Source organism: Sediminimonas qiaohouensis DSM 21189, from assembly GCF_000423645.1.
In the GTDB taxonomy this organism is placed as follows: Bacteria; Pseudomonadota; Alphaproteobacteria; order Rhodobacterales; family Rhodobacteraceae; genus Sediminimonas; species Sediminimonas qiaohouensis.
The window spans coordinates 13945-37640 of record NZ_AUIJ01000020.1; the positions used below are offsets into that span (position 1 = coordinate 13945).

21 protein-coding genes are annotated in these 23696 nt (G+C 63.3%); 11 read left to right on the forward strand and 10 right to left on the reverse strand.

What is annotated here, in order from left to right:
- Positions 1-283 precede the first annotated feature (283 nt).
- The gene (locus tag G568_RS0114030; RefSeq protein WP_026758627.1) at positions 284-1054 is read left to right on the forward strand and encodes a DeoR/GlpR family DNA-binding transcription regulator; all 771 of its coding nucleotides are present in this window, start codon (positions 284-286) and stop codon (positions 1052-1054) included.
- Positions 1055-1067: 13 nt separating this feature from the next.
- On the opposite strand, the gene G568_RS0114035 is transcribed toward G568_RS0114030, so the two are convergent.
- Positions 1068-1304 carry an Lrp/AsnC family transcriptional regulator gene (locus tag G568_RS0114035; protein ID WP_026758628.1) on the reverse strand — a complete coding sequence of 79 codons (237 nt, stop codon included), beginning with the start codon at positions 1302-1304 and terminating at the stop codon, positions 1068-1070.
- A gap of 224 nt (positions 1305-1528) precedes the next feature.
- Between G568_RS0114035 and G568_RS0114040 the strand changes: the two genes are divergently transcribed.
- The gene (locus G568_RS0114040; RefSeq protein ID WP_026758629.1) at positions 1529-3565 is read left to right on the forward strand and encodes an NADH:flavin oxidoreductase; all 2037 of its coding nucleotides are present in this window, start codon (positions 1529-1531) and stop codon (positions 3563-3565) included.
- Positions 3566-3584: 19 nt separating this feature from the next.
- Here the strand turns inward: G568_RS0114040 and G568_RS18920 are convergent, their stop codons facing one another.
- The gene (locus tag G568_RS18920) at positions 3585-4256 is read right to left on the reverse strand and encodes a TetR/AcrR family transcriptional regulator (RefSeq protein ID WP_245582951.1); all 672 of its coding nucleotides are present in this window, start codon (positions 4254-4256) and stop codon (positions 3585-3587) included.
- Positions 4257-4426: 170 nt separating this feature from the next.
- On the opposite strand from G568_RS18920, the gene G568_RS0114050 reads away from it, so the two are divergent.
- On the forward strand, positions 4427-6001 hold the full coding sequence (locus tag G568_RS0114050; protein WP_026758630.1) for a trimethylamine methyltransferase family protein: 1575 nt from the start codon (positions 4427-4429) through the stop codon (positions 5999-6001).
- A 13-nt stretch (positions 6002-6014) separates the two neighbouring features.
- Here the strand turns inward: G568_RS0114050 and G568_RS0114055 are convergent, their stop codons facing one another.
- From G568_RS0114055 to ruvC, 4 genes are all read right to left on the reverse strand, one after another.
- The gene (locus tag G568_RS0114055; RefSeq protein WP_026758631.1) at positions 6015-6653 is read right to left on the reverse strand and encodes a hypothetical protein; all 639 of its coding nucleotides are present in this window, start codon (positions 6651-6653) and stop codon (positions 6015-6017) included.
- Between the two features lie 124 nt (positions 6654-6777).
- Entirely contained in the window at positions 6778-7812 is a 1035-nt protein-coding gene (gene ruvB, locus G568_RS0114060) for a Holliday junction branch migration DNA helicase RuvB (protein ID WP_026758632.1), read from the reverse strand.
- Between the two features lie 3 nt (positions 7813-7815).
- Positions 7816-8502 carry a Holliday junction branch migration protein RuvA gene (gene ruvA, locus G568_RS0114065; protein ID WP_026758633.1) on the reverse strand — a complete coding sequence of 229 codons (687 nt, stop codon included), beginning with the start codon at positions 8500-8502 and terminating at the stop codon, positions 7816-7818.
- On the reverse strand, positions 8499-9005 hold the full coding sequence (ruvC, locus tag G568_RS0114070) for a crossover junction endodeoxyribonuclease RuvC (protein WP_026758634.1): 507 nt from the start codon (positions 9003-9005) through the stop codon (positions 8499-8501). Before ruvC ends, ruvA begins: the two co-directional genes overlap by 4 nt.
- A gap of 327 nt (positions 9006-9332) precedes the next feature.
- On the opposite strand from ruvC, the gene G568_RS0114075 reads away from it, so the two are divergent.
- Positions 9333-9536, forward strand: coding sequence for a DUF1127 domain-containing protein (locus tag G568_RS0114075; RefSeq protein WP_026758635.1), 204 nt, complete (start codon positions 9333-9335; stop codon positions 9534-9536).
- A 505-nt stretch (positions 9537-10041) separates the two neighbouring features.
- Here the strand turns inward: G568_RS0114075 and G568_RS0114085 are convergent.
- Both G568_RS0114085 and G568_RS0114090 read right to left on the reverse strand, forming a co-directional pair.
- Positions 10042-10914, reverse strand: coding sequence for a 50S ribosomal protein L11 methyltransferase (locus G568_RS0114085; protein WP_026758636.1), 873 nt, complete (start codon positions 10912-10914; stop codon positions 10042-10044).
- 81 nt (positions 10915-10995) lie between these two features.
- Complete coding sequence (locus tag G568_RS0114090) at positions 10996-12228, reverse strand: MFS transporter (protein ID WP_026758637.1); 1233 nt, start codon at positions 12226-12228, stop codon at positions 10996-10998.
- A 110-nt stretch (positions 12229-12338) separates the two neighbouring features.
- Between G568_RS0114090 and G568_RS0114095 the strand changes: the two genes are divergently transcribed.
- A complete protein-coding gene (locus G568_RS0114095; RefSeq protein WP_026758638.1) occupies positions 12339-13400 on the forward strand; it encodes a YeeE/YedE family protein in 1062 nt (353 codons plus the stop codon).
- A gap of 6 nt (positions 13401-13406) precedes the next feature.
- On the opposite strand, the gene G568_RS0114100 is transcribed toward G568_RS0114095, so the two are convergent.
- Complete coding sequence (locus tag G568_RS0114100) at positions 13407-15674, reverse strand: primosomal protein N' (protein WP_084627412.1); 2268 nt, start codon at positions 15672-15674, stop codon at positions 13407-13409.
- A 15-nt stretch (positions 15675-15689) separates the two neighbouring features.
- Here G568_RS0114100 and fsa point away from each other — a divergent pair, with 15 nt between their 5' ends.
- From fsa to G568_RS0114120, 4 genes are read left to right on the forward strand one after another with little or no spacing between them, the layout of a single operon-like run.
- A complete protein-coding gene (fsa, locus tag G568_RS0114105) occupies positions 15690-16343 on the forward strand; it encodes a fructose-6-phosphate aldolase (protein ID WP_026758640.1) in 654 nt (217 codons plus the stop codon).
- Positions 16344-16380: 37 nt separating this feature from the next.
- Complete coding sequence (locus G568_RS0114110) at positions 16381-17088, forward strand: DUF484 family protein (protein ID WP_026758641.1); 708 nt, start codon at positions 16381-16383, stop codon at positions 17086-17088.
- Complete coding sequence (locus G568_RS18930) at positions 17085-18044, forward strand: tyrosine recombinase XerC (RefSeq protein WP_037374225.1); 960 nt, start codon at positions 17085-17087, stop codon at positions 18042-18044. Before G568_RS0114110 ends, G568_RS18930 begins: the two co-directional genes overlap by 4 nt.
- A complete protein-coding gene (locus G568_RS0114120) occupies positions 18034-18741 on the forward strand; it encodes a CDP-alcohol phosphatidyltransferase family protein (RefSeq protein WP_026758642.1) in 708 nt (235 codons plus the stop codon). The genes G568_RS18930 and G568_RS0114120 overlap by 11 nt, the downstream gene beginning before the upstream one ends.
- A gap of 227 nt (positions 18742-18968) precedes the next feature.
- Here the strand turns inward: G568_RS0114120 and ileS are convergent, their stop codons facing one another.
- On the reverse strand, positions 18969-21926 hold the full coding sequence (gene ileS, locus G568_RS0114125) for an isoleucine--tRNA ligase (protein WP_026758643.1): 2958 nt from the start codon (positions 21924-21926) through the stop codon (positions 18969-18971).
- A gap of 225 nt (positions 21927-22151) precedes the next feature.
- Here ileS and G568_RS0114135 point away from each other — a divergent pair, with 225 nt between their 5' ends.
- Together G568_RS0114135 and meaB are read left to right on the forward strand one after the other, a co-directional pair.
- On the forward strand, positions 22152-22568 hold the full coding sequence (locus G568_RS0114135) for a group III truncated hemoglobin (protein ID WP_026758644.1): 417 nt from the start codon (positions 22152-22154) through the stop codon (positions 22566-22568).
- Between the two features lie 66 nt (positions 22569-22634).
- Entirely contained in the window at positions 22635-23621 is a 987-nt protein-coding gene (gene meaB / locus G568_RS0114140; protein WP_037374229.1) for a methylmalonyl Co-A mutase-associated GTPase MeaB, read from the forward strand.
- The last annotated feature ends 75 nt before the right edge of the window (positions 23622-23696 follow it).

Here is a 23696-nt window from a genome sequence, read left to right on the forward strand (position 1 = left end):
CGATGGCCGGGTCATTGACTCGCGAGTCAACAATGCCGATTGTGCCCGATGTATCAAGCATAAACTGGAAGGTTTCATGACAGAACGGGCTTGATCCAAGTCTCAAATTACCATCCAACATGTCGTATGCATAGGCTATGGCGTCGCTTTTCGCCCCCTGGGCCCGGGCGAACATTCCGTTGGGTAACCCCCGCCGCCATGACCGCCGAAACCGGGCACCAGGGCGGGCGAAGCGCTTGCACTGAGGCGAAATATCAAAAATAGTCCCCTAAAGGAGCGCCACATGAGCCAGACATTTCGGCAGCCGGACATACTCGAAATCGCGCGGAACGAGGGCAAGGTCACGGTCGAGGGGCTGGCCGAACGTTTTGGCGTCACGGTCCAGACAATCCGCCGCGACCTCACCGATCTGGCCGAGGCGGGCAAGCTTGAGCGCGTCCACGGCGGCGCGATCCTGCCGTCCGGCGTCACCAATATCGGCTATGACGAGCGCCGCCGCCTCAATGCCGCCTCCAAGACGGATATCGCCAAGTGCTGCGCACGCGATATTCCCGAAGGCGCGTCGGTATTTCTCAATATCGGCACCACGACCGAAGCAGTCGCACGCGAATTGCTGCACCATCACAACCTGATGGTGGTGACCAACAACATGAACGTCGCCAACATCCTTGTCGCCAACCCCGATATCGAGGTGATCGTCGCGGGCGGCGTGCTGCGCCGGGCCGATGGCGGGCTGATCGGCACGCTGACAACCCGCGTGATCGAGCAGTTCAAGGTCGATATCGCGGTGATCGGCTGCTCCGCCATGGATACCAGTGGCGACATCCTTGATTTCGATGTGCAAGAGGTCACTGTCAGCCAAACAATCATCCGCCAGGCGCGGCGCAGCAAACTGGTCGCGGACCATTCCAAGCTGCAACGCACCGCGCCCGCGCGCATCGCATCCCTGGAACAGATCGATACGCTTTACACCGACGAGCCGTTGCCGCCCGCGCTGCTGCAGCGGTGCGCCGAATGGGGCACGCAAACCGTGATCTGCAGCCCCGCGACCTAATAAATCGCCGCGCTCAGAACGCCTTGAAGGTGGGGGTGGTCAAGGTCCGCTCGATACCCGTGATATCCAACAGGTTGTCATTGATATATTTGCCCACATCCGCGCCCTCGGGGATGTATAGCTTGCACAACAGATCCCACTCGCCGCTAGTGGAATACAACTCGGAATGCAGCTCTCGCAGAACGATGGCTTCGGCAACGCGATATGTGGTTCCCGGCTTGCACCGGATTTGCACGAATACACAGGTCATGTTTTTCCTCGGGCTGGTCATGCGCGGCAACGCCTGCGCCGCCAACGGCACGTCACCACAACCGCACCCGTTTTGAAAGATGCAATCGTCGCCATCGCGGCATGATTGTCAGTAATGTCGCGTTTAAAGACACTACTGTCGTGTTTTTCTTTGACCCGGCCTCGCGATCTGGGCACAGTGATCCCCGCAACCACGCATGAACCCAGCAAGACAATGGTGCCAGAATGTCCAGCGATCCCTTGTTGCAACCTTACCAGCTCAAGCATCTGACGTTGAAAAACCGCATAATGACCACCGCGCACGAGCCGGCCTACCCCGAGGATGGCATGCCAAAGGATCGCTACCGCGCCTATCACGAGGAACGCGCGCGGGCGGGCGTCGGCCTGACAATGACCGCCGGTTCGGCGGCCGTGTCGCGCAATTCGCCGCCCGTTTTCAACAATATCCTCGCCTACAAGGACGAGGTCGTGCCGTGGATGAAACAGCTCACCGATGCGTGCCATGACCATGGCTGCGCGGTGATGATCCAGCTCACCCACCTTGGCCGCCGCACGCATTGGAACAAGGGCGATTGGCTCCCGGCGGTATCGTCTTGCCATGAACGCGAACCCGCGCACCGCGCCTTTCCCAAGCAGATCGAGGAATGGGATATCGCGCGCATCGTCACCGATTACGCCGATGCCGCCGAACGCATGCAGGCGGCCGGCCTCGACGGGATCGAATTGCAAGCCTACGGCCACCTGATGGATCAGTTCTGGTCGCCGATGACCAACACGCTGGACGCGCCCTATGGCGGGAGCCTTGAAAACCGCATGCGGTTCTCGCTCGAAGTGCTGGACGCCATCCGACAGCGCGTCGGCCCCGAGTTCATCGTCGGCTTTCGCTACACAGCCGACGAGGCGATGGATGGCGGCATTTCGGTTCAGGAAGGGTTGGAGATATCCCGGCGGCTCAGGGACACGGGGCAGGTGGATTTTCTCAACGTGATCCGCGGCCATATCGAAACCGATGCCGGCCTGACCGACGTGATCCCAGTTCAGGGCATGAAATCGGCCCCGCACCTTGATTTCGCCGGAACCATCCGCGCCGAAACCGGCATGCCAACCTTCCACGCCGCGCGCATCCCCGACGTGGCCACCGCCCGCCATGCCGTCGCCGAGGGCAAGCTTGACCTCGTCGGCATGACCCGCGCGCACATGGCCGACCCGCATATCGTGCGCAAGATCGTAGAGGGCCGCGAGGAGGACGTCCGCCCCTGCGTCGGCGCCACCTATTGCCTTGATCGGATCTATCAGGCCGGTGATGCGCTGTGCATCCACAACGCCGCCACCGGGCGCGAGCTGTCGATGCCGCACGACATTGCCCCCGCCCCGACGCGCAAGCGCGTGGTGATCGTCGGCGCCGGCCCCGCCGGGCTTGAGGCCGCGCGCGTCGCCGCCGAGCGCGGCCATTTAGTCACCGTGTTCGAGGCCGCCGCAGACCCCGGCGGACAGGTCCGCCTGACCGCGCAAAACCCCCGCCGCCGCGAGATGATCGGCATCATCGACTGGCGCATGGCCCAATGCGCCGCCCGCGACGTGGAGTTTCGCTTCAACACCTATGCCGAAGCGGCAGACGTCAGCGCGGAAAACCCCGATGTGGTCATCGTCGCCACTGGCGGCATGGCCCATACCGAGGTGTTGGAGACGGGCAACGACCTGGTCGTGTCGGCGTGGGACATCATCGCCGGCGATGTAAAGCCCGGCGCGCGCGTCCTCGTCTATGACGACGCGGGCGACCACCCCGCCCTTCAGGCCGCCGAGATCGTCGCGGAAGCGGGCAACCATGTCGAAGTGATGACCCCCGACCGCAGCTTTTCCGCCGATGTGATGGCGATGAACCTGGTGCCCTACATGCGCAACCTGCAATCGCGCGACGTGTGCTTTACCGTCACTTACCGGCTGCATGATGTGCGGCGCGAGGGGAACCAGTTGCGCGCGGTGATCGGCACGGATTACTCCGACCACCGCGAAGAGCGGGACTTTGATCAGGTCGTGGTCAATCACGGCACCATGCCGCTGGACGATCTGTATTTCGATCTCAAGCCGCACTCGCGCAACCTCGGCGCGGTGGATCAGGACGCGCTTTTGGCCGGTCGCCCGCAACCGGCTGGCGCCAACGAGGAGGGCAGATTTGCCCTCTACCGGATCGGCGATGCGATCTCGGCCCGCAATACCCACGCGGCGATCTACGATGCGCTGCGGCTGGTCAAGGATATCTGATTGCGCAAGGCAGGTGGCGTTACAGCGCCGCCTGCCCACCCGATCGGCGCTGCACGAAATCCGCCGACATGCCATGGCGCGAGGCAAAGCGCGCGACCTCGGCCTCGGTCGGATGGGTGCCGGTGAATGTCTCTACATAGATCGGCATGCGCCGGATCCGGGGCTCGGGCGGCTCGTCCACCATCATCGAGATATACCCGATCTGCGTATAATAGACCGTATAGGCCCGCACCCGCGCCTCGTCCGGCTCAAAACCGAAGCGCACGAACATCTCGCGGATCGCGTCGATCCGTTCCTGGTCCGACGCCTCCAGAACCGCGCGCAGTTCGGGATCGGACAGCGCCCAGTTGCGAATCGCGAAATCAAGCCGCGCATCGAACAGATCATCGCACAGCCAGCAATCGAACAGGTTGAACAACGCCTCGGCAATCGTCTCGGCATAGGCCTGCGTCCGCTCCAGCAGATTGCCGGTATTCTTCTGCCGCCACCGCTCGACCAGTGCCTGCAACAGGGCCTCGCGGTTCTCGAAATGGCCATAGAAACTTGTCCGCGACAGGTCCAGTCGCTTGGCAAGCTCCATCACCTTGACCGCTTCGACGCCCTGCTCGATCAGCGTCTCGTAGGCCGCTTGCAGCCACAATTCCTCGGACCCGCGCCAGCCGGTCGTTTTCTCGGGCTTCAACTGTTTCACACTGCGCTCCATCCCGCGTGCCCTAGCAGTGTTTTGTGGTAGCTGCAATTTCCAACATGATCGTCACATTTTACGACATGTGTGTCGCTTTCAGGGCGGACACTCCTTGCTCCAGATGGTTTTCTGCCCCGACAAACACCGCGGCACGCAAAGAAAGCAGGAGGATCACCATGCACAGCACCTCGCGCAGCCGACCCACCGGCGCCCGCCGACAGCGTGCCGGACGCAAGCCGCAGCGCTCTGCCACGCCGGGCGAGAACCCGACGCTTCAGGTGCCCTACATTACCCGCACGGTGCCCACCTACGACATCCTGGACGACGCCAGCCTGACGCGGATCGAACAAGGCGCCGACCGCCTGCTTGACGAGATCGGGATCGAGTTTCGCGAAGACCCCGAAACCGTCGAGATGTTCCGCGCCGCCGGTGGCCGGGTCACCGACGCGGGCGAAGAGGCATGGAACATCCGGTTCGAGCCGGGCCTGATCCGCGACATCCTGAAAACCGCGCCCGCCCGCTTTACCCAGCACGCGCGCAACCCCGCCAATTCGGTCGAGATCGGCGGCGATGCCATGGTGTTCGCCCCCTCCTATGGGTCGCCCTTCATCATGGACATGGACGGCAACCGCCGCCACGCCACCCTGGCGGATTTCGAGAACCTCGTGAAGCTCGCGCAATCGTCGCCCTGGCTCCACCATTCCGGCGGCACCATCTGCGAGCCCACCGACGAGCCGGTGAACAAGCGCCACCTCGATATGGTCTATGCCCATATCCGCTACTCCGATCGCCCGTTCCTCGGCTCGATCACCGCGCCCGAGCGCGCGGCCGACAGCATCGAAATGTGCCGCATCCTGTTCGGCGCCGATTTCGTGGACAACAACTGCGTCATCATGGGCAATTTCAACTCCACCTCGCCGCTGGTCTGGGATGGCGTCACCACGCAAGGCATCCGCACCTATGCCGCGGCTGGCCAGGGATCGATCCACCTGCCCTTCCTGCTGGGCGGGGCGGTGTCTCCCGTCACGATGCCCGGCGCCGTCGCCCAGAGCCTGGCCGAATCCATGGTTGGCTGCGCCCTGACGCAGCTAACCCGCCCCGGCGCGCCCGCCATCCTGGGCAGTTTCCTGTCGTCCCTGTCGATGCGCTCGGGCTCGCCCACATTCGGCACGCCTGAACCGGCGCTCGGCTCTCTGGTGATGGGGCAACTGGCGCGCCGGCTGAACCTGCCACTGCGCTGCGCGGGGAACTTCTCGACCTCCAAGCTGCCCGACGGGCAAGCCATGATCCAGGCCGTGATGTCGATGATGTCGGCGGTGCAGGGCGGGGCCAACTTCATCCTGCACTCCGCCGGGTTTCTCGATGGGCTGCTCTCCATGTCCTACGAGAAATTCGTGCTCGATACCGATATCTGTTCGATGATGCACACCTACCTCAAGGGGTTGGACGTGAACGACGAAACGCTGGCCTTCGACGCCTTGGCCGAAGGTGGCCCCGGCACCCACATGTTCGGCACCGCCCACACCATGCGCCACTTCGAGACCGCCTATTGGGACAGCGCAATCAACGATGACACCCCTTGGGAAACCTGGTCCGAGAAGGGGCGCGAGGACGCGTTGCAGCGCGCGAACACCCGTTGGCGCGAGACGCTGGCCAACTACCAGGCCCCGATGATCGACCCGGCGATAGACACGGCGCTGCGCGACTTCGTCCAGACCCGAAAGGATTCGATGCCCGACGCGTGGTATTGACCGCCCGCGCGCCCTACTCCGCGTTCGCCTGCGGCGCGGCCTGCATCCGCGCATAAAGGCGTAGTGCATGCGCCCTGTCATTGGCGGACGCCGGCATGGCAGGATCGTATGCCGCGCGGATCAGGTCTGCCAGATCGGGCCGCAGCACCGTCTGTTCGCCCGCCCGCGCCAGCGGCGCACGCGCGGCAAAGGCGCTCTCGGACCACGACAGCATCACCTGCGCCGCCTGCCCCAACGCCAGGTCCTGCGCCGGCAGATCGCTCAGGTGGCTATCCATTCGCAAGAACACGAACGCCGCCTGAATCGCGCCATCCTCGTCAAACCGAAAGGCGCGATACTGGTTGGCCCCCGCCTCCTTTAGCCGCGCCACCAGTGGCCCCAGGTCGGGCACCAGCCGGTCAAGGTTGGGCACCTCCTCCAACTCGCTCCACTCCCGCAGGAAAAAGATCATCAGGTTGGCGCCCAGCTCCGGGTCGGTCTCGGCCATCTTGTGCCCGGCCAGGGTGACCACCGCCTCGATGGCGCCCTTGATCACGCGCAGGGTGTCATCCTCCACGCCAAAAACGACCGGCACGATGGGTCGCCCCCACCGGGCAAAGCCATAGCTGTCGTCGCGCCGAGTGAACAGCGTCTCGATCTCATCGGGTGTCATCGCGGCCTCCGATCCCGGGTCACAATCGCCACCCTTTTACAGTCTCTGCCCCCGACGTCCAGCAACCTGTCGAAACGTACGGCTCACGCCACGAAACGTCCGTTTCGTACGTTTCACACGGCGCTCAACTCCCCTCGCCGAACAGCTGCGCCTGCTCGGGGCGTTGCGGCGCGGGCAGCCCCAGATGCGCCCAGGCCTTCTGCGCCAGCATCCGCCCGCGCGGCGTTCGCTGGATCAATCCCTGCTGCAAAAGGAACGGCTCGATCACCTCTTCCAGGCTGTCGCGGCTCTCGCTCAAGGCCGCGCTCATGGTCTCGATACCAACCGGCCCGCCCTGATAGTTTTCCGCGATTACAGTGAGATAGCGCCGATCAGCGCCATCCAGGCCCAAGCCATCTACGCCCAGCCTGGTCAGGGCATGATCGGCGATCGCCTGCGTGACCTTGCCGTTTCCCTCGACCACGGCAAAGTCCACGACCCGCCTCAGAAGCCGCCCCGCGATGCGCGGCGTCCCCCGCGACCGACGCGCAATTTCCCGCGCGCCCGCGTCCTCGGCCGGCGCGCCCATTAACCTTGCATTGCGGGTGACGATCTCGTGCAACTCGTCCGTGCTATAGAAGTTCAACCGCGTCGGAATGCCAAAGCGGTCGCGCAGCGGCGTTGTCAAAAGACCCATGCGCGTCGTGGCCCCGACCAGCGTAAATGGTTGTAATTCAATACGAACTGTCCGTGCCGCCGGCCCTTCCCCGATCACCAGATCAAGTTCGAAATCCTCCAACGCGGGATACAAAACCTCCTCCACCGCGGGATTGAGACGGTGGATTTCGTCGATGAACAGGACATCGCGCGCCTCAAGATTGGTTAAGATCGCCGCCAGATCCCCCGCCTTCGCCAACACCGGCCCCGACGTCATCCGAAACCCGACGCCCAGCTCCTTGGCCATGATCTGCGCCAACGTCGTCTTGCCCAATCCGGGCGGACCGTGGAACAGCGTGTGATCCATCGACTCGCCCCTCTGGCGGGCGGACTGGATGAACACCTTCAGGTTGGCGCGCGCCTCGGCCTGCCCGATGAAATCGTCCAGCGCCTCGGGCCGCAGGGCGCGATCATTGTCGTCTGGCTGGCGATCTGGCCGCAGGGTCGGGTCCGGATCCGTCATGTATTATCCCTTTGGTGCCAACAGTTTAAGCGCCGCGCGTATCAGGGCGGGCGTTTCCGCCTCCGGCGCATCGTTCGCGGCCTGCGCAACCGCGCTGGCCGCTTCGCCCGGGCCATACCCCAGGTTGCCAAGCGCCGACAATGCCTCGGACTGCGCGGCGGCGCTCGTGCTCTGGGGCTGTGGCTGCGGCGCGGGCGCGCCACCTGCGGCGGGCGCGTCAATCACGGCGTCCCCGTCTGCGCTCACGGTCCCCATGGCCATCTGCATCGTTCCGCCCAATGCCATCACGCCAGGCGCCTTGTCCTTGAGCTCATTAACAATTCTTTGCGCCGTTTTCGGGCCGACCCCCTTGGCCGCCTTGATCGCGGTCCAATCGCCCAGTGTGATCGTCCGTCCGACACCTTCAGCCCCAAGGCTACCGAGGATCGCCATCGACGCCTTGGCCCCGACGCCCTGCACGGTCATCAACAAACGGTGCCATTCTTTTTCCAAAAGCGTCGTGAAACCAAATAGTTGCAGGATGTCTTCACGCACCAGAAGTTCGGTATAGAGTGCCGCAGCGCCCCCCGGTTCGGGCAAGGCCGACAAGGTGCGCTCCGAGCAGTACACCAAGTAGCCAACGCCGCGCACATCAATCAACACGTGGTCTTCGGCCTTGTAATCCACCTGCCCCGCCAGTTTGCCGATCATGCGCTTGCCCTTCGTACCGCCGCAGCCAGCCCACCAGCCGCGCCGCCATGATGCGCGTGACAAATCGCGATTGCCAGTGCATCCGCCGCATCGGGGCCGGCAATCTCGACACCCGGCAATTGCATGCGCACCATGTGGTCCACCTGCGCCTTGGCCGCGTGTCCGACCCCGACAACCGTTTTCTTGACTGTGTTGGGATAATATTCGCCAATCGGCACGTTCCACTGTGCCGGAACCAACAACGCAATCGCCCGCGCCTGCCCGAGCTTGAGCGTCCCGGCACCGTCTTTGTTCACAAAGGTCTGCTCGACAGCCGCCGCATCGGGCGCATACTGCGTCATGATATCGCTGAGTTGGCTGTGCAGGGACAACAGGCGCCGCGCCAGATCCGTCCCTTCCGAGTGACAAACGCCGTTCGCAACATGCGTGAGCCGCCCTTGCACCGCCTCGATCACGCCCCAACCCAGATTGCGCAAGCCTGGGTCAATGCCCAAAATCCGCATTACTTTTCCTGCTCGTGTTGCTTTTCCAACTCACTAGCACGAAACGCGAACAAAAACCAATCCCAATCCGGCCTGTCCTGAATGCGACATTGATATTCACGCCGCGACAGCCATCGCCTGTTTGCGGCAAATCCTGTTCTGAAAGCGTCACATTTAATGTGCATAAACTGTTGCTATACAACAAAAAATAATGATTTCGAGTTATGCGAAATTGATATGGGACCTATGCAAAAATTACGTCTTGCGCCGCCCCCTCACCCTGCCTAGTTGCGGATCAGAAGCACGGATCACGTTCGATATGTGCCCTTTGGAAAACGGAGACTGGATATGGCTGTATTTGAAGCCCCCCGCGCGCACCACCTTGGTCTGATCGGCCGTATCGGTCAGGCTTTCGCATCGGTCAACGGCATGCTCGTCGGCTGGCATGAATCCCGCGAGACCCGCAATGCGCTGTCAAAGCTGTCGGATCGTGAGCTTGAGGACATCGGCCTTTGCCGCGGTGACATCGACATCGTCGCCCGCATTCGCTGAGCCCACGCCTTACCGTAGATTGCAAAGAAGGGCCGCACCTCGGAACGGTGCGGCCCTTGGTATTTGCGACAAGCCTGTGTGTCAGCGCATCAGGGGGCGCATTTGCGCAGCCACGAAGCGCGATAGCGGGTCAGACTGCATAAGCCACGCCTGCGCCTGGTGGGAAAAGCTGTCGGATGCCAATGTTATCATCCGCGTTCTGTGCCCATCGGGCCCCAGATACGCCAGGACCGCACCTTTCGTCAGGAACAGGACAATAATCGCCACACCGATCCCGCGAAGCGGCATGCGCGTGCGTCTGCGTGGCCGTGCGCGCACCACCACCCACCGTTCGCCATTGAAAACTGTGGTATACTCGCGCCGCGAACGTCGGCGTTGCGTTGTTGATGAGGTTTCCATCGCAGCCTCTGGTCAATGGCCCCCACCAATAACCGAGCGGTTTAATGAAATGTAAATGTGGCAAAATTTGGGCATCTGCCCCATTTGCGCTGCATTTTGAACAAAATCAGCCGGATTTGACCATGGTTAGCGTCGTCCATTCACCAATATCCTCACGGTGATCAAGATTGATGCCATTTTGTGCATAAACGGCAACCACCTCGTCTGCCTGCCCTGTCAGAATACCAGACAGAATCGCGTGCCCGCCGGCGGCAAGGTTCGCCGCCATGTCAGGAGCCAGATCAATCAGCGGCCCCTTCAGGATATTTGCGAAGATAAGGTCGTAGGGCGCCGCGTCGCGCAGAGCGGGGGCATCGAACCCTTCCGCTTCGACACAGATCACGCGCCCCTCAAGCCCATTGGCGGTGACATTGGCCTTGGCCACATCAACTGCGACTGCGTCGATATCGCTCGCCAAGACAGGGTTGGGCCAGATCCGCGCCGCGGCCATTGCCAGCACTGCCGTTCCGCAGCCAATATCGGCGACGTTCTTGCCGATGATCCCGGCCTTGTCCAACCGATCAAGCGCCCGCAAACATCCCAACGTCGTGCCATGGTGGCCAGTGCCAAAAGCCATCGCAGCCTCGATCAGCAGCGGCTCGCAATCCCGGGGCACGGTGTGTGCATCATGGCTGCCATAGACGTAGAACCGCCCGGCCTCGACCGGGCTCAGCTCTCGTCTGACCTTGGCGACCCAATCGGTTTCCGGCAGTTCCGAGACGACAAACGGCTTTGCATCATGGATCGTTGCCAGAAGGGCCAGACCCGCCTCGTCCGGCGCTTCGGTGAAGTAGCAGGCGACTTCCCACAGGCCGGAATCGTCCTCGATCTCGAACACGCCAACGCCACTGGGTTCGGGCGTAAGCGCCTCGACCGCCTCGCCGAGTGCTTCGGCCGCGTCTTTTCCGGGAAGGGTGGTCAGGGCCGTGAATGTGGGCATCATGCGTCTCCGATTGCTATGCCGATGCGCCTATGTCGCCGCGAATGCGGCGTCAAGCTCTGCCGGCCGTCGGGCGCACGCTCACTCTGCCGCTGCGGGCACCAAATTGCTTAGCCGCGTTTCATATCCGGGTACCGGATGGCGCGGGATCAGCAGCGCAAGCGCAAGCGACACCCCCGCCATGCCCGCCGCGAGGACGAACACGCCCCCCGGCGAGACCAGCCACAGATAGCCCAAGGCCGCAGGCAGGAACACCGCCGCAATGTGGTTTATGGTAAAGGCCACCGCCGCCGTTGGCGCGATATCCCCGGGGTCGGCGATCTTCTGGAAATACGTCTTTAGCGCCAGCGCGAGGGCAAAGAACATGTGATCGACCACGTAAAGCGTTGCGGCCAGAATCACACCCCAGCCGAAATAGTAGACGCCCCCATAGGCCAGGAATACGCCAATCAGGCCGACATATTCGAAAATCAGCGCGCTGCGTTCCCCAAACCGGAAAACGGCCCGCCCCAGTAGCGGCGCGAACACCATGTTGGCGATCAGGTTGATCAAGAAAAGGCCGGTCACCTCGTGCACTTCGAAGCCGAACTTTTCGACCATCATGAAGCCCGCGAACACGACAAAAATCTGCCGCCGGGCGCCCGACATGAACTGCAGCGCATAGTATAGCCAATAGCGGCGCCGGAGCACCATGCGCTTGATCTGCGGATTGGGGGCCTCGAACTGTGGGTACGCGAAATAGGCGATCACCGCCACGATCGCGGTGAACCCGCCCGACACCATGTAAACAAGGTTGTAATTCAGGTCAAAAGCACGCCATGTCAGGACAACCAGCACATAAGCCACAAGCGTCGCGCCCGACCCCGCGGCCAGTAGCCAGCCCAGCATTTGCGGCGCGCGATCCTTTGGCAGCCACTGCAATTGCAGCGACTGATTGACCGTTTCATAGTAGTGAAATCCGATCGAGCTGAGCATCGTGATCGTCAAAATGCCGCCGAGGGAAGGGAACCAGGCCGTCATTGCCGTGGCCACCCCCAAGAGGGCCAGCGCCACGACGCCAAGCACCTGCTCGCGCATTACCATGATGATGGCGATCACCCCAACGGCCAGAAAACCGGGGATCTCGCGCACCGTGTGCAGCCACCCGATGTCAGAGCCATCGAACTCGGCCGCCTCGATGACGAAGTTGTTGAGCAATGCAGACCACGTGGCAAACGCGACCGGCATCGCCACCGCCATGAGGAACAACAGCGCAGTCGGGCGCCTCAATAGCGGCATTTGCCGTGCCTGGGCCAAGGGAAGGATCTGTCTCATCCATTTGCCTTACGCCGCTTTGCGATGAATGTGTAGATATCTGATCTGAATCAATGAAAATGGAATATGATTGTGGCAAGAAGCGCCGCAAACACCAAGGGACCCCGCCTATGGATATTCTGCTGCTTGTTGAACGTATCGGCGAAGCTCCGACCGCCGCGCTGCTTGGCATGTTGACCGGCGTGATCTTTGGCATCGCGGCGCAACGCTCGCGATTCTGCCTACGCGCGGCCACGGTCGAATTCGCACGCGGTCGCATGAATGACAGCGTCGCAGTTTGGCTTTTGACGTTTTCCACTGCAATGGTCTGGGTTCAGGCCGCCAGCCTCATGGGATGGATGCGCCCCGAAGATGCGCGCATCGTTGCCGTCACCGGCAGTTGGTCGGGCGCCATCATCGGCGGTCTATTGTTCGGCGTGGGCATGGTGCTGGCGCGCGGGTGCTCTGGGCGGCTTCTGGTTCTGGCCGCCACGGGCAATCTGCGGTCGCTCATGTCCGGGCTGGTGTTCGCGGTCTTTGCGCAGATGAGCCTTTCTGGGTGGCTTTCGCCGATACGGGACCGGCTGGCGGCGATGTGGATAACGCAAGGTGGGCGCAACATGGATTTGCTGGCATGGTCCGGCCTGCCCGAGTGGGGAGGCTTGGCGCTTGGGGTAGTCACGGCGCTTGTTGCGCTGGAGGTTTCCCGCCGCAACCGCATCGGGTTTGGGCGGCTTGTCTTTGCGTCGGGGGTCGGCTTTGCCGTCGCTGTTGGCTGGGTCAGCACGTTCACCCTTAGCCAAGTCGTGTTCGACCCGATCCAGATCGAAAGCGCCACCTTCACCGGTCCGTCGGCCAACACGCTGATGTTCTTTCTCGATTACAATGCGGTTCTGGAGTTCGACATAGGCTTGATACCGGGCGTCTTTCTTGGCTCTTTCATCGCCTCCATGCTGGCGCGCGAGTTCAAGTTTCAAGGATTCTCTGACGAATCCAACATGCGGCGCGCCCTGACTGGAGCCGCTTTCATGGGGTTCGGCGGCATGCTGGCTGGTGGCTGCGCGATCGGTAACGGTGTGACTGGAACCTCCGTCTTCGCGGGCACGGCATGGCTGGCGCTGTTGTGCATGTGGATCGGGGCGATGGTCACGGACTTCTTGCTGGACCAGCGCCACGCGACGGCACACGCCTGAGGCACTTCAGAAAAAGCTCTGCGGGTCGATATCCACCGCCAGCCGCACCTGCGCGGGCAGCTTGAGCTGTCCAACCCATTGAGACAACGCGCCCTGCAACGGGGCCGACTTGTCAGCCTTGACCAGCAGGCGCACCCGATGACGCCCTCGAATGCGCGCGATCGGAGCGGGGGCAGGGCCAAACACCTGCGCCCCGATCCGCCGCAATGCAACGTCGTTGCGCGCCAGCCGATTACCCAGATCGAACACCTGCTGCATATCCGGCCCCGACAGGATGATCCCAGCCATGCGGCCATAGGGCGGCACACCGGCTTGTTGTCGCTCGGCCGCCTCTGCCCGCCAGAAGCCCTCTTCGTCGCCGGCCACGATCGCGCGGATCACCGGGTGCTCGGGCTGATAGCTTTGCAGCATCGCGATACCCTGCTTTTCCGCGCGTCCCGCGCGCCCGGCGACCTGCCGCATCAATTGAAAGGTCCGCTCGGCCGCGCGCAAGTCAGAGCCCTGAAGCCCCAGATCGGCATCGATCGCCCCCACCAACGTCAGGAGCGGAAAGTTGTGCCCCTTGGCCACCAATTGCGTTCCGATGATAATATCGGCCCCGCCTGCGACGATCGCTTCGATCTCGGCCTTGAGGTCGCGTGCGGTGCCGTGCATGTCGGATGACAGCGTGGCAATCCGGGCGTCGGGGAACAGGCTGGTGGCCTCTTCCGACAGGCGCTCGACACCCGGGCCGACCGGGGCAAGGCGATCCTCGGCGTCGCAGGCGGGGCAGGCATTCGGGATCGGCTTGCTATCGCCGCATTGGTGGCAGACCAGCCGCTTGAGGAACCTGTGTTCGACCATGCGCGCATCGCAATGGTCACACCCGATCTGATGACCACACGCGCGGCAAAGGGTGATCGGCGCATAGCCCCGCCTGTTGATGAACAGCATCGCCTGTTCACCCCTGTTCAGCCGCTCGTTCACGGCCTGTTGCAGGCTGGGCGATATCCACCGATCAGACGGAAGGCTCTCGCTCCGCATGTCGATAACACCGATGCGCGGCATAACCGCGGCGCCGTAGCGATCCGTCAGAACCAGCTTGTCATACTTGCCCGCCTCGGCGTTCGCCCAACTTTCAAGGCTGGGCGTCGCGGACGCCAACACCACCCGCGCATCGCAGATCGACGCGCGCAGCACGGCCATATCCCGCGCGTTATACAGAACGCCATCCTCCTGCTTGTAGGACGTGTCGTGTTCCTCATCCACGATAATCAGGCCAAGGTTCTGAAAAGGCAGGAACAACGCAGACCGCGCGCCCACCACCAGTTGCGCGCCGCCCTGGCCTATCATTTTCCAGATGCGGCGACGCTCGGTCATGGTGACACCAGAATGCCATTCCGCCGGTTGTGCCCCAAACCGCGCCTCGACCCGCGACAGGAATTCGGCCGTCAACGCGATCTCGGGCAAGAGAACCAGCGCCTGCCGCCCCTGCCGCAGGCACTCCGCCACGGCCTCGAGGTACACCTCGGTCTTGCCCGATCCGGTGACCCCGCGCAGAAGCGTCGTGCCATAGGCGCCGCTCTGCAGGCCCGCGCACAAGGCTGTGGCCGCCGCGGCCTGGTCGTCGCTAAGCGCCTTTCCCTGGCGCGCTGGATCAAGATGCGGGAATGCCCTGTCGCGCGGGGTTTCTTCCTCGACAATGGAGCCTTGTTTTATCAACCCTTTGACAACACTTGATGAAACGCCTGCCGCCTCGGTCAGTTCCGCCAATGTCAGCGCCAAGCCGCCATACGCGTTCAGCACCTCCATCGCGCGGTGACGGGCATCGGTCCAACGGCTTGGGGGGGTGTGCGTGGCGCGCAGGATGCGGCGCATGGCGGGCGGATCGCCGAGGCCCGGCGCGCGCGTGGCAAGGCGTAGCATGGCGGGCAATGGTGTAAGGGTATAGTCCGCTGCACGGTGAATGAATTCCTGCATCTCCGCGCGCATCGGCGCGGCATCCAGAACCCGAATCACATGGCGCAAACGGGACGGATCGACCGCGCCCTGCCCTGCGCCCCAGACAACACCGATCACCTTGCGCGGCCCCAGTGGCACCTCGACGAACGCGCCGGCAAAGCACCCGCCCTCGGGCGCACGATAATCCAGCACCCGATCCAGCGGCTGCGTTGTCAGCACCGCCACAACATCGTCATGGTGAAAGAAATCCGTCTCGGCCACGTCACATCCGTGAAAAGGGTTTCGGGATAGCAGTCTATGGGGTAAAGCCAACCCTGACAAAACCCAAGCCATTCGGGGGCCCGAGCCATGAAATTCTTTGTAGACACCGCCGAGTTCGACGCCATTGCAGAGCTTAACGAGCTGGGCATAGTCGATGGCGTCACGACCAATCCGTCGCTGATCATGAAATCGGGACGCGACATCATCGAGGTCACCAAGCAGATCGCCGACCTGATCGATGGCCCGGTCAGCGCCGAAGTTATTGCCACGCAGGCCGATGCGATGATCGAGGAAGGGCGCAAACTGTCCAAGATCGCGGACAACATCGCGATCAAGCTGCCGCTCACGTGGGATGGCCTGAAGGCGTGCAAGGCGCTGTCGTCAGAGGGGCACATGATCAACGTGACCCTGTGTTTTTCGGCCAATCAGGCGCTCTTGGCGGCCAAGGCCGGCGCGGCGTTCATCAGCCCGTTCATCGGCCGGCTGGACGATATCAATCTGGACGGCATCGACGTGATCGCGGACATCCGGCAGATCTACGACACCTACGGGTTCGAGACCCAGATCCTGGCGGCGTCGATCCGCAACGTGAACCACGTAACCGATTGCGCCCGCATCGGGGCCGACATCGTGACCGCCCCGCCCGAGGTGATCCACAAGCTGGCGTTGCATCCTTTGACCGACAAAGGTTTGGAAACCTTTTTGAAGGATTGGGAAAAAACAGGGCAGAAAATCCTGTAATCGCGTGCTATAAAGGCGAAAACGCTACGAGGCAGACATGAGCACCAAGCCCCGGATCGATGACGCCCTGCGCGACCGCATCATTTCCCAACCTGATGTTATCCTTGAAGATCAGGACCTTATGCGCGCCCTGATCGCCGCGAACGAGCGCACCATGGGCGGCAACATCGTCGATTTGCGCGGCATCGCAATGGAACGGCTTGAGGCGCGGCTGGACCGGCTGGAGGACACGCATCGCAGCGTGATCGCGGCCGCCTACGACAACCTTGCCGGGACAAACCAGGTCCATCGCGCGATCCTGCGGATGCTCGACTCGACAGAATTCGAGACGTTCCTGCGCGATCTGGGGGGGCCTGTGGCGGATATTTTGCGCGTGGACAGTATCCGATTGGTCCTAGAGTCGGCGCAAAATGATGGCGATTCGACGGTCGAGCGGTTGGGCAATGTCCTGGCGGTGCGCGCGCCGGGATTCATCGACGATTACCTGACCGGCGGACGCGATACGCCGGTGCGGCAGATCACCTTGCGGCAGGTGCCATCGGGGGTGCCCGATGTGCACGGCGAAGCGGCTGACTGGATCAGGTCCGAGGCGTGTCTGAAACTGGATTTCGGGCCTGGACGGCTGCCCGGGATGCTGACCATGGGGGCGGAGGACCCGCACCAGTTCAACCAGAGCCAAGGAACTGATTTGCTGGCGTTTTTCGCAGGCGTATTCGAAAGGACGATGCGCCGCTGGCTATCATGACAACGGCAATTGCGCCCGCTGCGCGTGATGCGCTGGCGCGCTGGCTGGAGGCGCTCAAGGCGCTGCGCGGGGCATCTGAAAATACCCTGAATGCCTATCAGCGCGATGTATCAGATTTCCTGTCATTCATCACGCACCACCACGGCGCGGCGCAGGGGCTGGGCCCGCTTTCGCGGATCACGGTATCGGACATGCGCGCATGGATGGCGCAGGTGCGGGGCACGGGCGTTTCGCCGCGGACGCTGGCGCGCAAACTGTCGGCTGTTAAGAGTTTCTACAAGTGGCTGGCCGAGCGGGAGGGAATAGACCCGACTGCGGTGCTGGCAACGCGCGCGCCGCGATTTCAGGCCCGCCTGCCCCGCCCATTGGACGAGGATGGCGCCCGCGCCATGATGGAGACGGTCGAACTTCAGGCGCCCAAGGATTGGATCGCGGCCCGGGATTTGGCAGTTGTCACAATGCTTTATGGCTGTGGCCTGCGGATTTCCGAGGCCCTGGACATAGATGCGGGGCAACTTCCCCTCGGCGATGCGCTACGGGTTGTCGGCAAGGGCGGGCGCGAGCGGGTGGTGCCCGTTTTGCCGATCATGGGCGATGTCGTGGGGCGATATGTGCGAAGCTGCCCCTATGATCTGAGCCCCGGCACGCCGCTATTTCGGGGCGCGCGCGGCGGCCGGTTAAGCCCACGCGCGGTGCAGAAGGTCACGCAACAGGCGCGCATGCAACTGGGCCTGCCGGCAAGCGTCACGCCGCACGCGATGCGCCACAGCTTTGCAACGCATCTGCTAAACGCGGGCGGTGATCTGCGGGCGATACAGGATCTGCTGGGGCATGCATCGCTATCGACAACGCAGGCCTATACGGCGGTCGACACGGCCCGCCTGATGGACGTATACAAGAAAGCGCACCCAAGGCAAGGCCACCTCGCGCGTGAGGAAGAGACGAATGACAAGTGAAATCAAAGCCTTGACCGTTCACCTGCTGACTGCGACCGGTGCCGTTTTCGCGATGCTGGCAATGCTGGCGGCAGTAGATGAAAAATGGGACCTGATGTTCTTGTGGCTGGTCGTGGCCTTTGCGGTGGATGGGATCGACGGGCCTTTGGCGCGCAAATACCATGTCAAAACCAAGGCTGCGCGGTTTGACGGGGTGTTGATGGACTTGATCATCGACTACCTGACATACGTGTTCATTCCCGCCTTTGCACTGTTCCGCTCGGACCTGTTGCCGGGGTGGACGGGATGGGTGGCAATCATCGTGATCACCTATGCCAGCGCCATGTATTTTGCCGATAGCAGCATGAAAACAAAGGACAATTCTTTTCACGGATTTCCCGGATGCTTTAACATGCTGGTGATTGTCCTGTTCGCGGTGTCGCCGCCTATCTGGGTGATCTTGCTACTGGTGACGGTGCTGTCGGTGGCGATGTTCCTGCCGCTAAAGTTCATTCACCCCGTTCGAACCGAGCGCTGGCGGCTTATTTCATTGCCGATCGCCTTTGCGTGGACGTTTTTTGCGGGTTGGGCGGCATGGGTGGATTTCCATCCCGAAAGCTGGGCGCACTGGGGGTTAGTGTTGACCAGCGTTTACCTTGTTTTCGCGGGAATCGCGCAGCAGATCATCCCCGAAAGGGCGCGCGGGACGACGGGGTAACGATTGACGGACTGCCCGTAACGGACGTTTCGGGTCGTGAACCTTACGATTCGTACGTTTGGCCGGAGAAGGGTGCATGCGGGCCGTTTTTTTTGCGGTTGGTGGTGCGAGATATTGGTGACATCTCACATGGCGCCCCGCGCGGAATACAGGCGCATAGCGCCGCCGCGCATCGCCGGGGCGCCCGCGGGCGCCCCTTGCCTTTGTCGTGAAAACCGGCCGCGCCGTCAGCCAAGCGCCGCGTCGCAGCGGGCGCAGGTGCCGGGGTGGGAATGGGTGCCGACATCGGGAAGGATTTTCCAGCAGCGTTCGCATTTGCCGCCATCGGCCCGTTCGAACACCACGCCGATGCCCTCCACATCCGGCAGGCGGTACGCCTCGGCCGGGCTGGGATCGCCGGTGAGCACGATATCGGAGGTGATGCAGACATCCTCGAACGCTACGGACTTGAGCGCGTCGAGCATTTCGGCGTCGCGCACGTGGACCACCGGCGCCGCTTCGAGCGAGGCACCGATGACCTTGTCGGTGCGCTGCACCTCAAGCGCGGCGGTGACCACGCGGCGGGCCCGGCGCACGCGCGCCCATTTCGCCGCCAGCGGCTCGTTCAGCCAATCGGCGGGCGTGTCGGGGATATCGACAAGGTGCACGGAGCTGTCATCACCGGGGAACCGTTCGAGCCAGACCTCCTCCATCGTGAAGACAAGCACCGGTGCCAGCCAGGTGGTCAAGCGATGGAACAGGATATCCAGCACGGTGCGCGCGGCGCGGCGGCGGTCGGTATCGCCATCGCAATAGAGCGCGTCCTTGCGGATGTCGAAGTAGAACGCCGACAGCTCGACCGTGGCGAAGTTGAACACTGCCTGCAGCACGCCCTGGAAGTCATAGGCGTCATAGCCGGTGCGCACGCGGTGATCCAGCTCGGCCAGCCGGTGCAGCACCCATTGCTCCAGCTCGGGCATATCGGCAGGATCGACGCGGTCGGCCTCATCGAAATGCGCCAGCGCGCCCAGCATGAAGCGCATGGTGTTGCGCAGCCGGCGATAGCTGTCCGCGACGCCCTTGAGGATCTCCGGCCCGATGCGCAGATCGCCGGTATAGTCCGACTGCGCCACCCACAGGCGCAGGATATCGGCGCCGTATTGGCCGGTCACGTCCTCGGGCGCGATGGTGTTGCCCAGCGACTTGGACATCTTGTTGCCCTTCTCGTCGAGCGTGAAACCATGGGTCAGAACGCCGCGATACGGCGCGCGGCCGATGGTGCCGCAGGCCTGTAGCATCGATGAATGGAACCAGCCGCGATGCTGATCGGTGCCTTCCAGGTACAGGTCGGCGATGCCGTCCTCGGAGCCATCCTCGCGGTCGCGCAGCACGAAGGCGTGGGTCGAGCCGCTATCGAACCACACGTCTAGGATGTCATCGACTTTGTCCCACGCGTCGGGGTCAACGATGCCGTCCAGGAACCGCTGCTTGGCGCCGTCCTTGTACCATGCGTCGGCGCCTTCGGCCTCGAACGCGGCGGTGATGCGGGCGTTGACCTCATCGTTGCGCAACAGGAAATCGGGATCGGTCGGTTTCGCCCCCCGCTTGGTAAAGCAGGTGAGCGGCACGCCCCATGCACGTTGGCGCGACAGCACCCAGTCGGGGCGCGCCTCGATCATGGAATAGAGACGGTTGCGGCCCGAGGGCGGCGTCCACTGCACCAGCTTGTCGATGGAAGTAAGCGCGCGGCCCCGGATCGTGCCCTGCCCCGTCGCCTCGTCCAGTCCATCGCCAAGCTGCCGGTCGATGGCGGCGAACCATTGCGGCCGGTTGAGACGGATCACCGGCGCCTTGGAGCGCCAGCTATGCGCGTCGGAGATGGTGATGCGTTGCCGCGCCAGCAGCCCGCCAAGCGCGGTCAGCTTGTCGATCACCGCCTTGTTGGCGCCGCCCGGCTTGCCATTTTCGCGGATCACCCGCTCGCCGCCGAAGAACGGCAGGTCATCGCGGAACGAGGAATCGTCGCGGATGTTATGCGTCATCGGCAGGCCATGCTTCAGGCCGATCTGGTAGTCGTCATCGCCGTGGCTGGGCGCGGTATGCACGAACCCGGTGCCGGCGTCGTCGGTGACGTGGTCGCCGGGGAAAAGCGGCACGGCAAAGTCCCATTCGCCGCCTGCGCCCTCGGCCCCGCGCAGCGGATGGGCGCAAGTCAGCGCCGACAGCTCGTCGGCGGTCACGTCGCGCAGGCGGGTGACCATGCCCTCTTCCAGCCGCGCGCGGGTGAAGGTTTCCTCGGCCAGCGCATCGGCGATCAGGTAGGTGTCGCCCACCTTGGCCCAGCATTCCTCGGGGGTGCCCACGACCTTGTAGAGGCCGTAGGAGATATCGGGGCCAAAGCAGATCGCGCGGTTCTGCGGGATGGTCCAGGGGGTGGTTGTCCAGATGAGGACGTAGAGCTGATCGATATTCTCGGCGAGCCTTGTGTGAAAATCAACTCGTTCACCCGCCTCCGCAGGGAGATGTACAGTTCCTGCAGCCACCGGAAACTTCACCCAGATCGCGTCGGTCTGGCGGTTGTGATACTCGACCTCGGCCTCGGCCAGTGCGGTCTTTTCAACTGGCGACCACATCACCGGCTTGGAGCCTTGGTAAAGCGTGCCGTTCATCAGGAATTTCTGGAATTCCGACGCGATCACCGCCTCGGCGTGGAAATCCATCGTCAGGTAGGGCTTTTCCCACTTGCCGGTGATGCCGAGGCGCTTGAACTCATCGCGCTGCACATCGATCCAGCCTTCGGCGAAGCGGCGGCATTCCTGCCGGAAATCGACGACCGGGACCTGATCCTTGTCCTGCCCCTTGGCGCGGTACTGTTCCTCGATCTTCCACTCGATCGGCAGGCCGTGACAATCCCAGCCGGGGATGTAACGCGCGTCGCGCCCCATCATCTGCTGGCTGCGCACGACCATGTCCTTGAGGATCTTGTTGAGCGCGTGACCGATATGCAGGTGGCCGTTGGCATACGGGGGGCCGTCATGCAGGGTAAAGGGCGTGCGCCCTTCCTTTTCGCGCAGGCGGTCGTAGATGCCGATGCGGTTCCAACGCTCAAGCCAGGATGGCTCGCGCTTGGGCAGGCCGGCGCGCATCGGGAAATCGGTTTTCGGCAGGTTCAGCGTGTCTTTGTAGTCGGGCGTATCGGTGGACATGAAAGGTGTCCCTTCGTCGGATGTGGCTGTGATGGAATGTCATCGGCGCGAGTGCTCATACGCCTGTTTCCCGGCCGCCCGTCTGATCAGGGCGCCGGGCACGTAATTCGAATGATGATCAGGCCGATCCGCGTCATGGCCCGCGTTATAGGCGCCAACACCGGGGGCGTCCAGTGGCGCATTGCCCCCCTGTCGGCGGGCAGTGCGATGCGCTAGATGACAGGCATGAGCGAGATACAGGCACAGCCCCCCAGATTCGACGTGAGCCGCGCGCAGATCGCCGCGGTGGTGGCGGAATTCTATGCGCTGGTGCGCGCGCATCCGGGCCTTGGGCCGGTGTTTGCCGCGCATGTCACCGACTGGCCCGCGCACGAGGAGAAGATCACCCGTTTCTGGGCCAACGCGATCCTGCGCGAGCGTGGCTATGACGGCAACCCGCAGGCGGTGCACGTGGCCGCAAGAGATGTCCGGCCCGAGCATTTCGATGTGTGGCTGGCGCTGTTCGACGGGGTGCTGCACCGGCAGTTGCCGGCGGGCCAAGCGGCGGCGTGGTCGGCGCTGGCGCATCGGATCGGGCGCGGGTTTCGCGCCGGCGTCGAAGAGGCGCGCCGCCCCGCGGGGGCGCCGCCCAAGCTGCCGTAGCGCGGCGCGGCTGGACAGTGGCGCGCGGGGCGGTATGAAGGGGTGCAGGGCAACCAAGGGGGGCACATGGCCGACGACATCGACGATCTGGCGGACCGGGTCGCGGCGGGCGACCGGCGCGCGTTGGCCCGCGCGATCACCCTGATCGAAAGCGGGCGCGAGGATCACCGTGACCGCGCCGCCGCGCTGATCGAGGCGCTGCGCACCCGCGGCGGGCCGCAGGCGGTGCGCATCGGGTTGTCGGGCACGCCGGGGGTGGGCAAATCCACCTTCGTTGAGAGTTTCGGCATGATGCTGATCGCGCAGGGGCTGCGGGTGGCGGTGCTGGCGGTCGATCCCAGCTCGGCGCGGTCGGGCGGCTCGATCCTGGGTGACAAGACGCGGATGGAACGGCTCAGCCGCGATTCCCGCGCGTTCATCCGCCCCTCGCCCGCGCAAAGCCACCTGGGCGGCGTGGCGCGCCGCACCCGCGAGGCGGTCGCGCTATGCGAGGCGGCGGGGTTCGACGTGGTGCTGATCGAGACCGTGGGCGTGGGGCAATCGGAAACCGTGGTGGCGGAGATGTCGGACCTGTTCGTGCTGCTGCTGGCCCCGGCGGGCGGCGATGAGTTGCAGGGCGTCAAGCGCGGCATCATGGAAATCGCCGACATCATCCTGATCAACAAGGCCGACGGTGACCTGAAACCCGCCGCCGAGCGCACCCGCGCCGATTACGCCGGCGCCCTTCGTCTGCTGCGCAAGCGCCCGCAAGACCCCGAAGGGTTCCCCAAGGCCGCCTGCATCTCGGCGATCGAGGAACAGGGCCTTGCGGCGGCGTGGGAGGATATGACCAACCTCGTCGAATGGCGGCGCGACAACGGCCATTTCGACGCTCGCCGCGCGGAACAAGCGCGCTACTGGTTCGGCGAGGAAGTGCGCCAGGCGTTGCTTGCGCAGCTCGACAAGGAACCGGTGCGCGGCATCATGGACGACCTGGGCGCACGCGTGGCACGCGGCGATGTGACACCCGCGATCGCTGCGAAAGAGGTCCTGACCCTGATGCGCGGCCACTAAGGGCGGCCGCCTCCGGCGGGAGTATTTTCAGCAAGATGAAGCGCAGGGCTGCACGCGTGCATCTTCTTCTGGCCC

Excerpts from the sequence above, each read along its gene's own strand:
- G568_RS0114030 (WP_026758627.1), top strand. The coding sequence starts at position 284 with ATGAGCCAGACATTTCGGCAGCCGGACATACTCGAAATCGCGCGGAAC.
- G568_RS0114035 (WP_026758628.1), bottom strand. The coding sequence starts at position 1,304 with ATGACCTGTGTATTCGTGCAAATCCGGTGCAAGCCGGGAACCACATAT.
- G568_RS0114040 (WP_026758629.1), top strand. The coding sequence starts at position 1,529 with ATGTCCAGCGATCCCTTGTTGCAACCTTACCAGCTCAAGCATCTGACG.
- G568_RS0114050 (WP_026758630.1), top strand. The coding sequence starts at position 4,427 with ATGCACAGCACCTCGCGCAGCCGACCCACCGGCGCCCGCCGACAGCGT.
- G568_RS0114055 (WP_026758631.1), bottom strand. The coding sequence starts at position 6,653 with ATGACACCCGATGAGATCGAGACGCTGTTCACTCGGCGCGACGACAGC.
- ruvB (WP_026758632.1), bottom strand. The coding sequence starts at position 7,812 with ATGACGGATCCGGACCCGACCCTGCGGCCAGATCGCCAGCCAGACGAC.
- ruvA (WP_026758633.1), bottom strand. The coding sequence starts at position 8,502 with ATGATCGGCAAACTGGCGGGGCAGGTGGATTACAAGGCCGAAGACCAC.
- ruvC (WP_026758634.1), bottom strand. The coding sequence starts at position 9,005 with ATGCGGATTTTGGGCATTGACCCAGGCTTGCGCAATCTGGGTTGGGGC.
- G568_RS0114075 (WP_026758635.1), top strand. The coding sequence starts at position 9,333 with ATGGCTGTATTTGAAGCCCCCCGCGCGCACCACCTTGGTCTGATCGGC.
- G568_RS0114085 (WP_026758636.1), bottom strand. The coding sequence starts at position 10,914 with ATGCCCACATTCACGGCCCTGACCACCCTTCCCGGAAAAGACGCGGCC.
- G568_RS0114090 (WP_026758637.1), bottom strand. The coding sequence starts at position 12,228 with ATGAGACAGATCCTTCCCTTGGCCCAGGCACGGCAAATGCCGCTATTG.
- G568_RS0114095 (WP_026758638.1), top strand. The coding sequence starts at position 12,339 with ATGGATATTCTGCTGCTTGTTGAACGTATCGGCGAAGCTCCGACCGCC.
- G568_RS0114100 (WP_084627412.1), bottom strand. The coding sequence starts at position 15,674 with ATGGCTTGGGTTTTGTCAGGGTTGGCTTTACCCCATAGACTGCTATCC.
- fsa (WP_026758640.1), top strand. The coding sequence starts at position 15,690 with ATGAAATTCTTTGTAGACACCGCCGAGTTCGACGCCATTGCAGAGCTT.
- G568_RS0114110 (WP_026758641.1), top strand. The coding sequence starts at position 16,381 with ATGAGCACCAAGCCCCGGATCGATGACGCCCTGCGCGACCGCATCATT.
- G568_RS18930 (WP_037374225.1), top strand. The coding sequence starts at position 17,085 with ATGACAACGGCAATTGCGCCCGCTGCGCGTGATGCGCTGGCGCGCTGG.
- G568_RS0114120 (WP_026758642.1), top strand. The coding sequence starts at position 18,034 with ATGACAAGTGAAATCAAAGCCTTGACCGTTCACCTGCTGACTGCGACC.
- ileS (WP_026758643.1), bottom strand. The coding sequence starts at position 21,926 with ATGTCCACCGATACGCCCGACTACAAAGACACGCTGAACCTGCCGAAA.
- G568_RS0114135 (WP_026758644.1), top strand. The coding sequence starts at position 22,152 with ATGAGCGAGATACAGGCACAGCCCCCCAGATTCGACGTGAGCCGCGCG.
- meaB (WP_037374229.1), top strand. The coding sequence starts at position 22,635 with ATGGCCGACGACATCGACGATCTGGCGGACCGGGTCGCGGCGGGCGAC.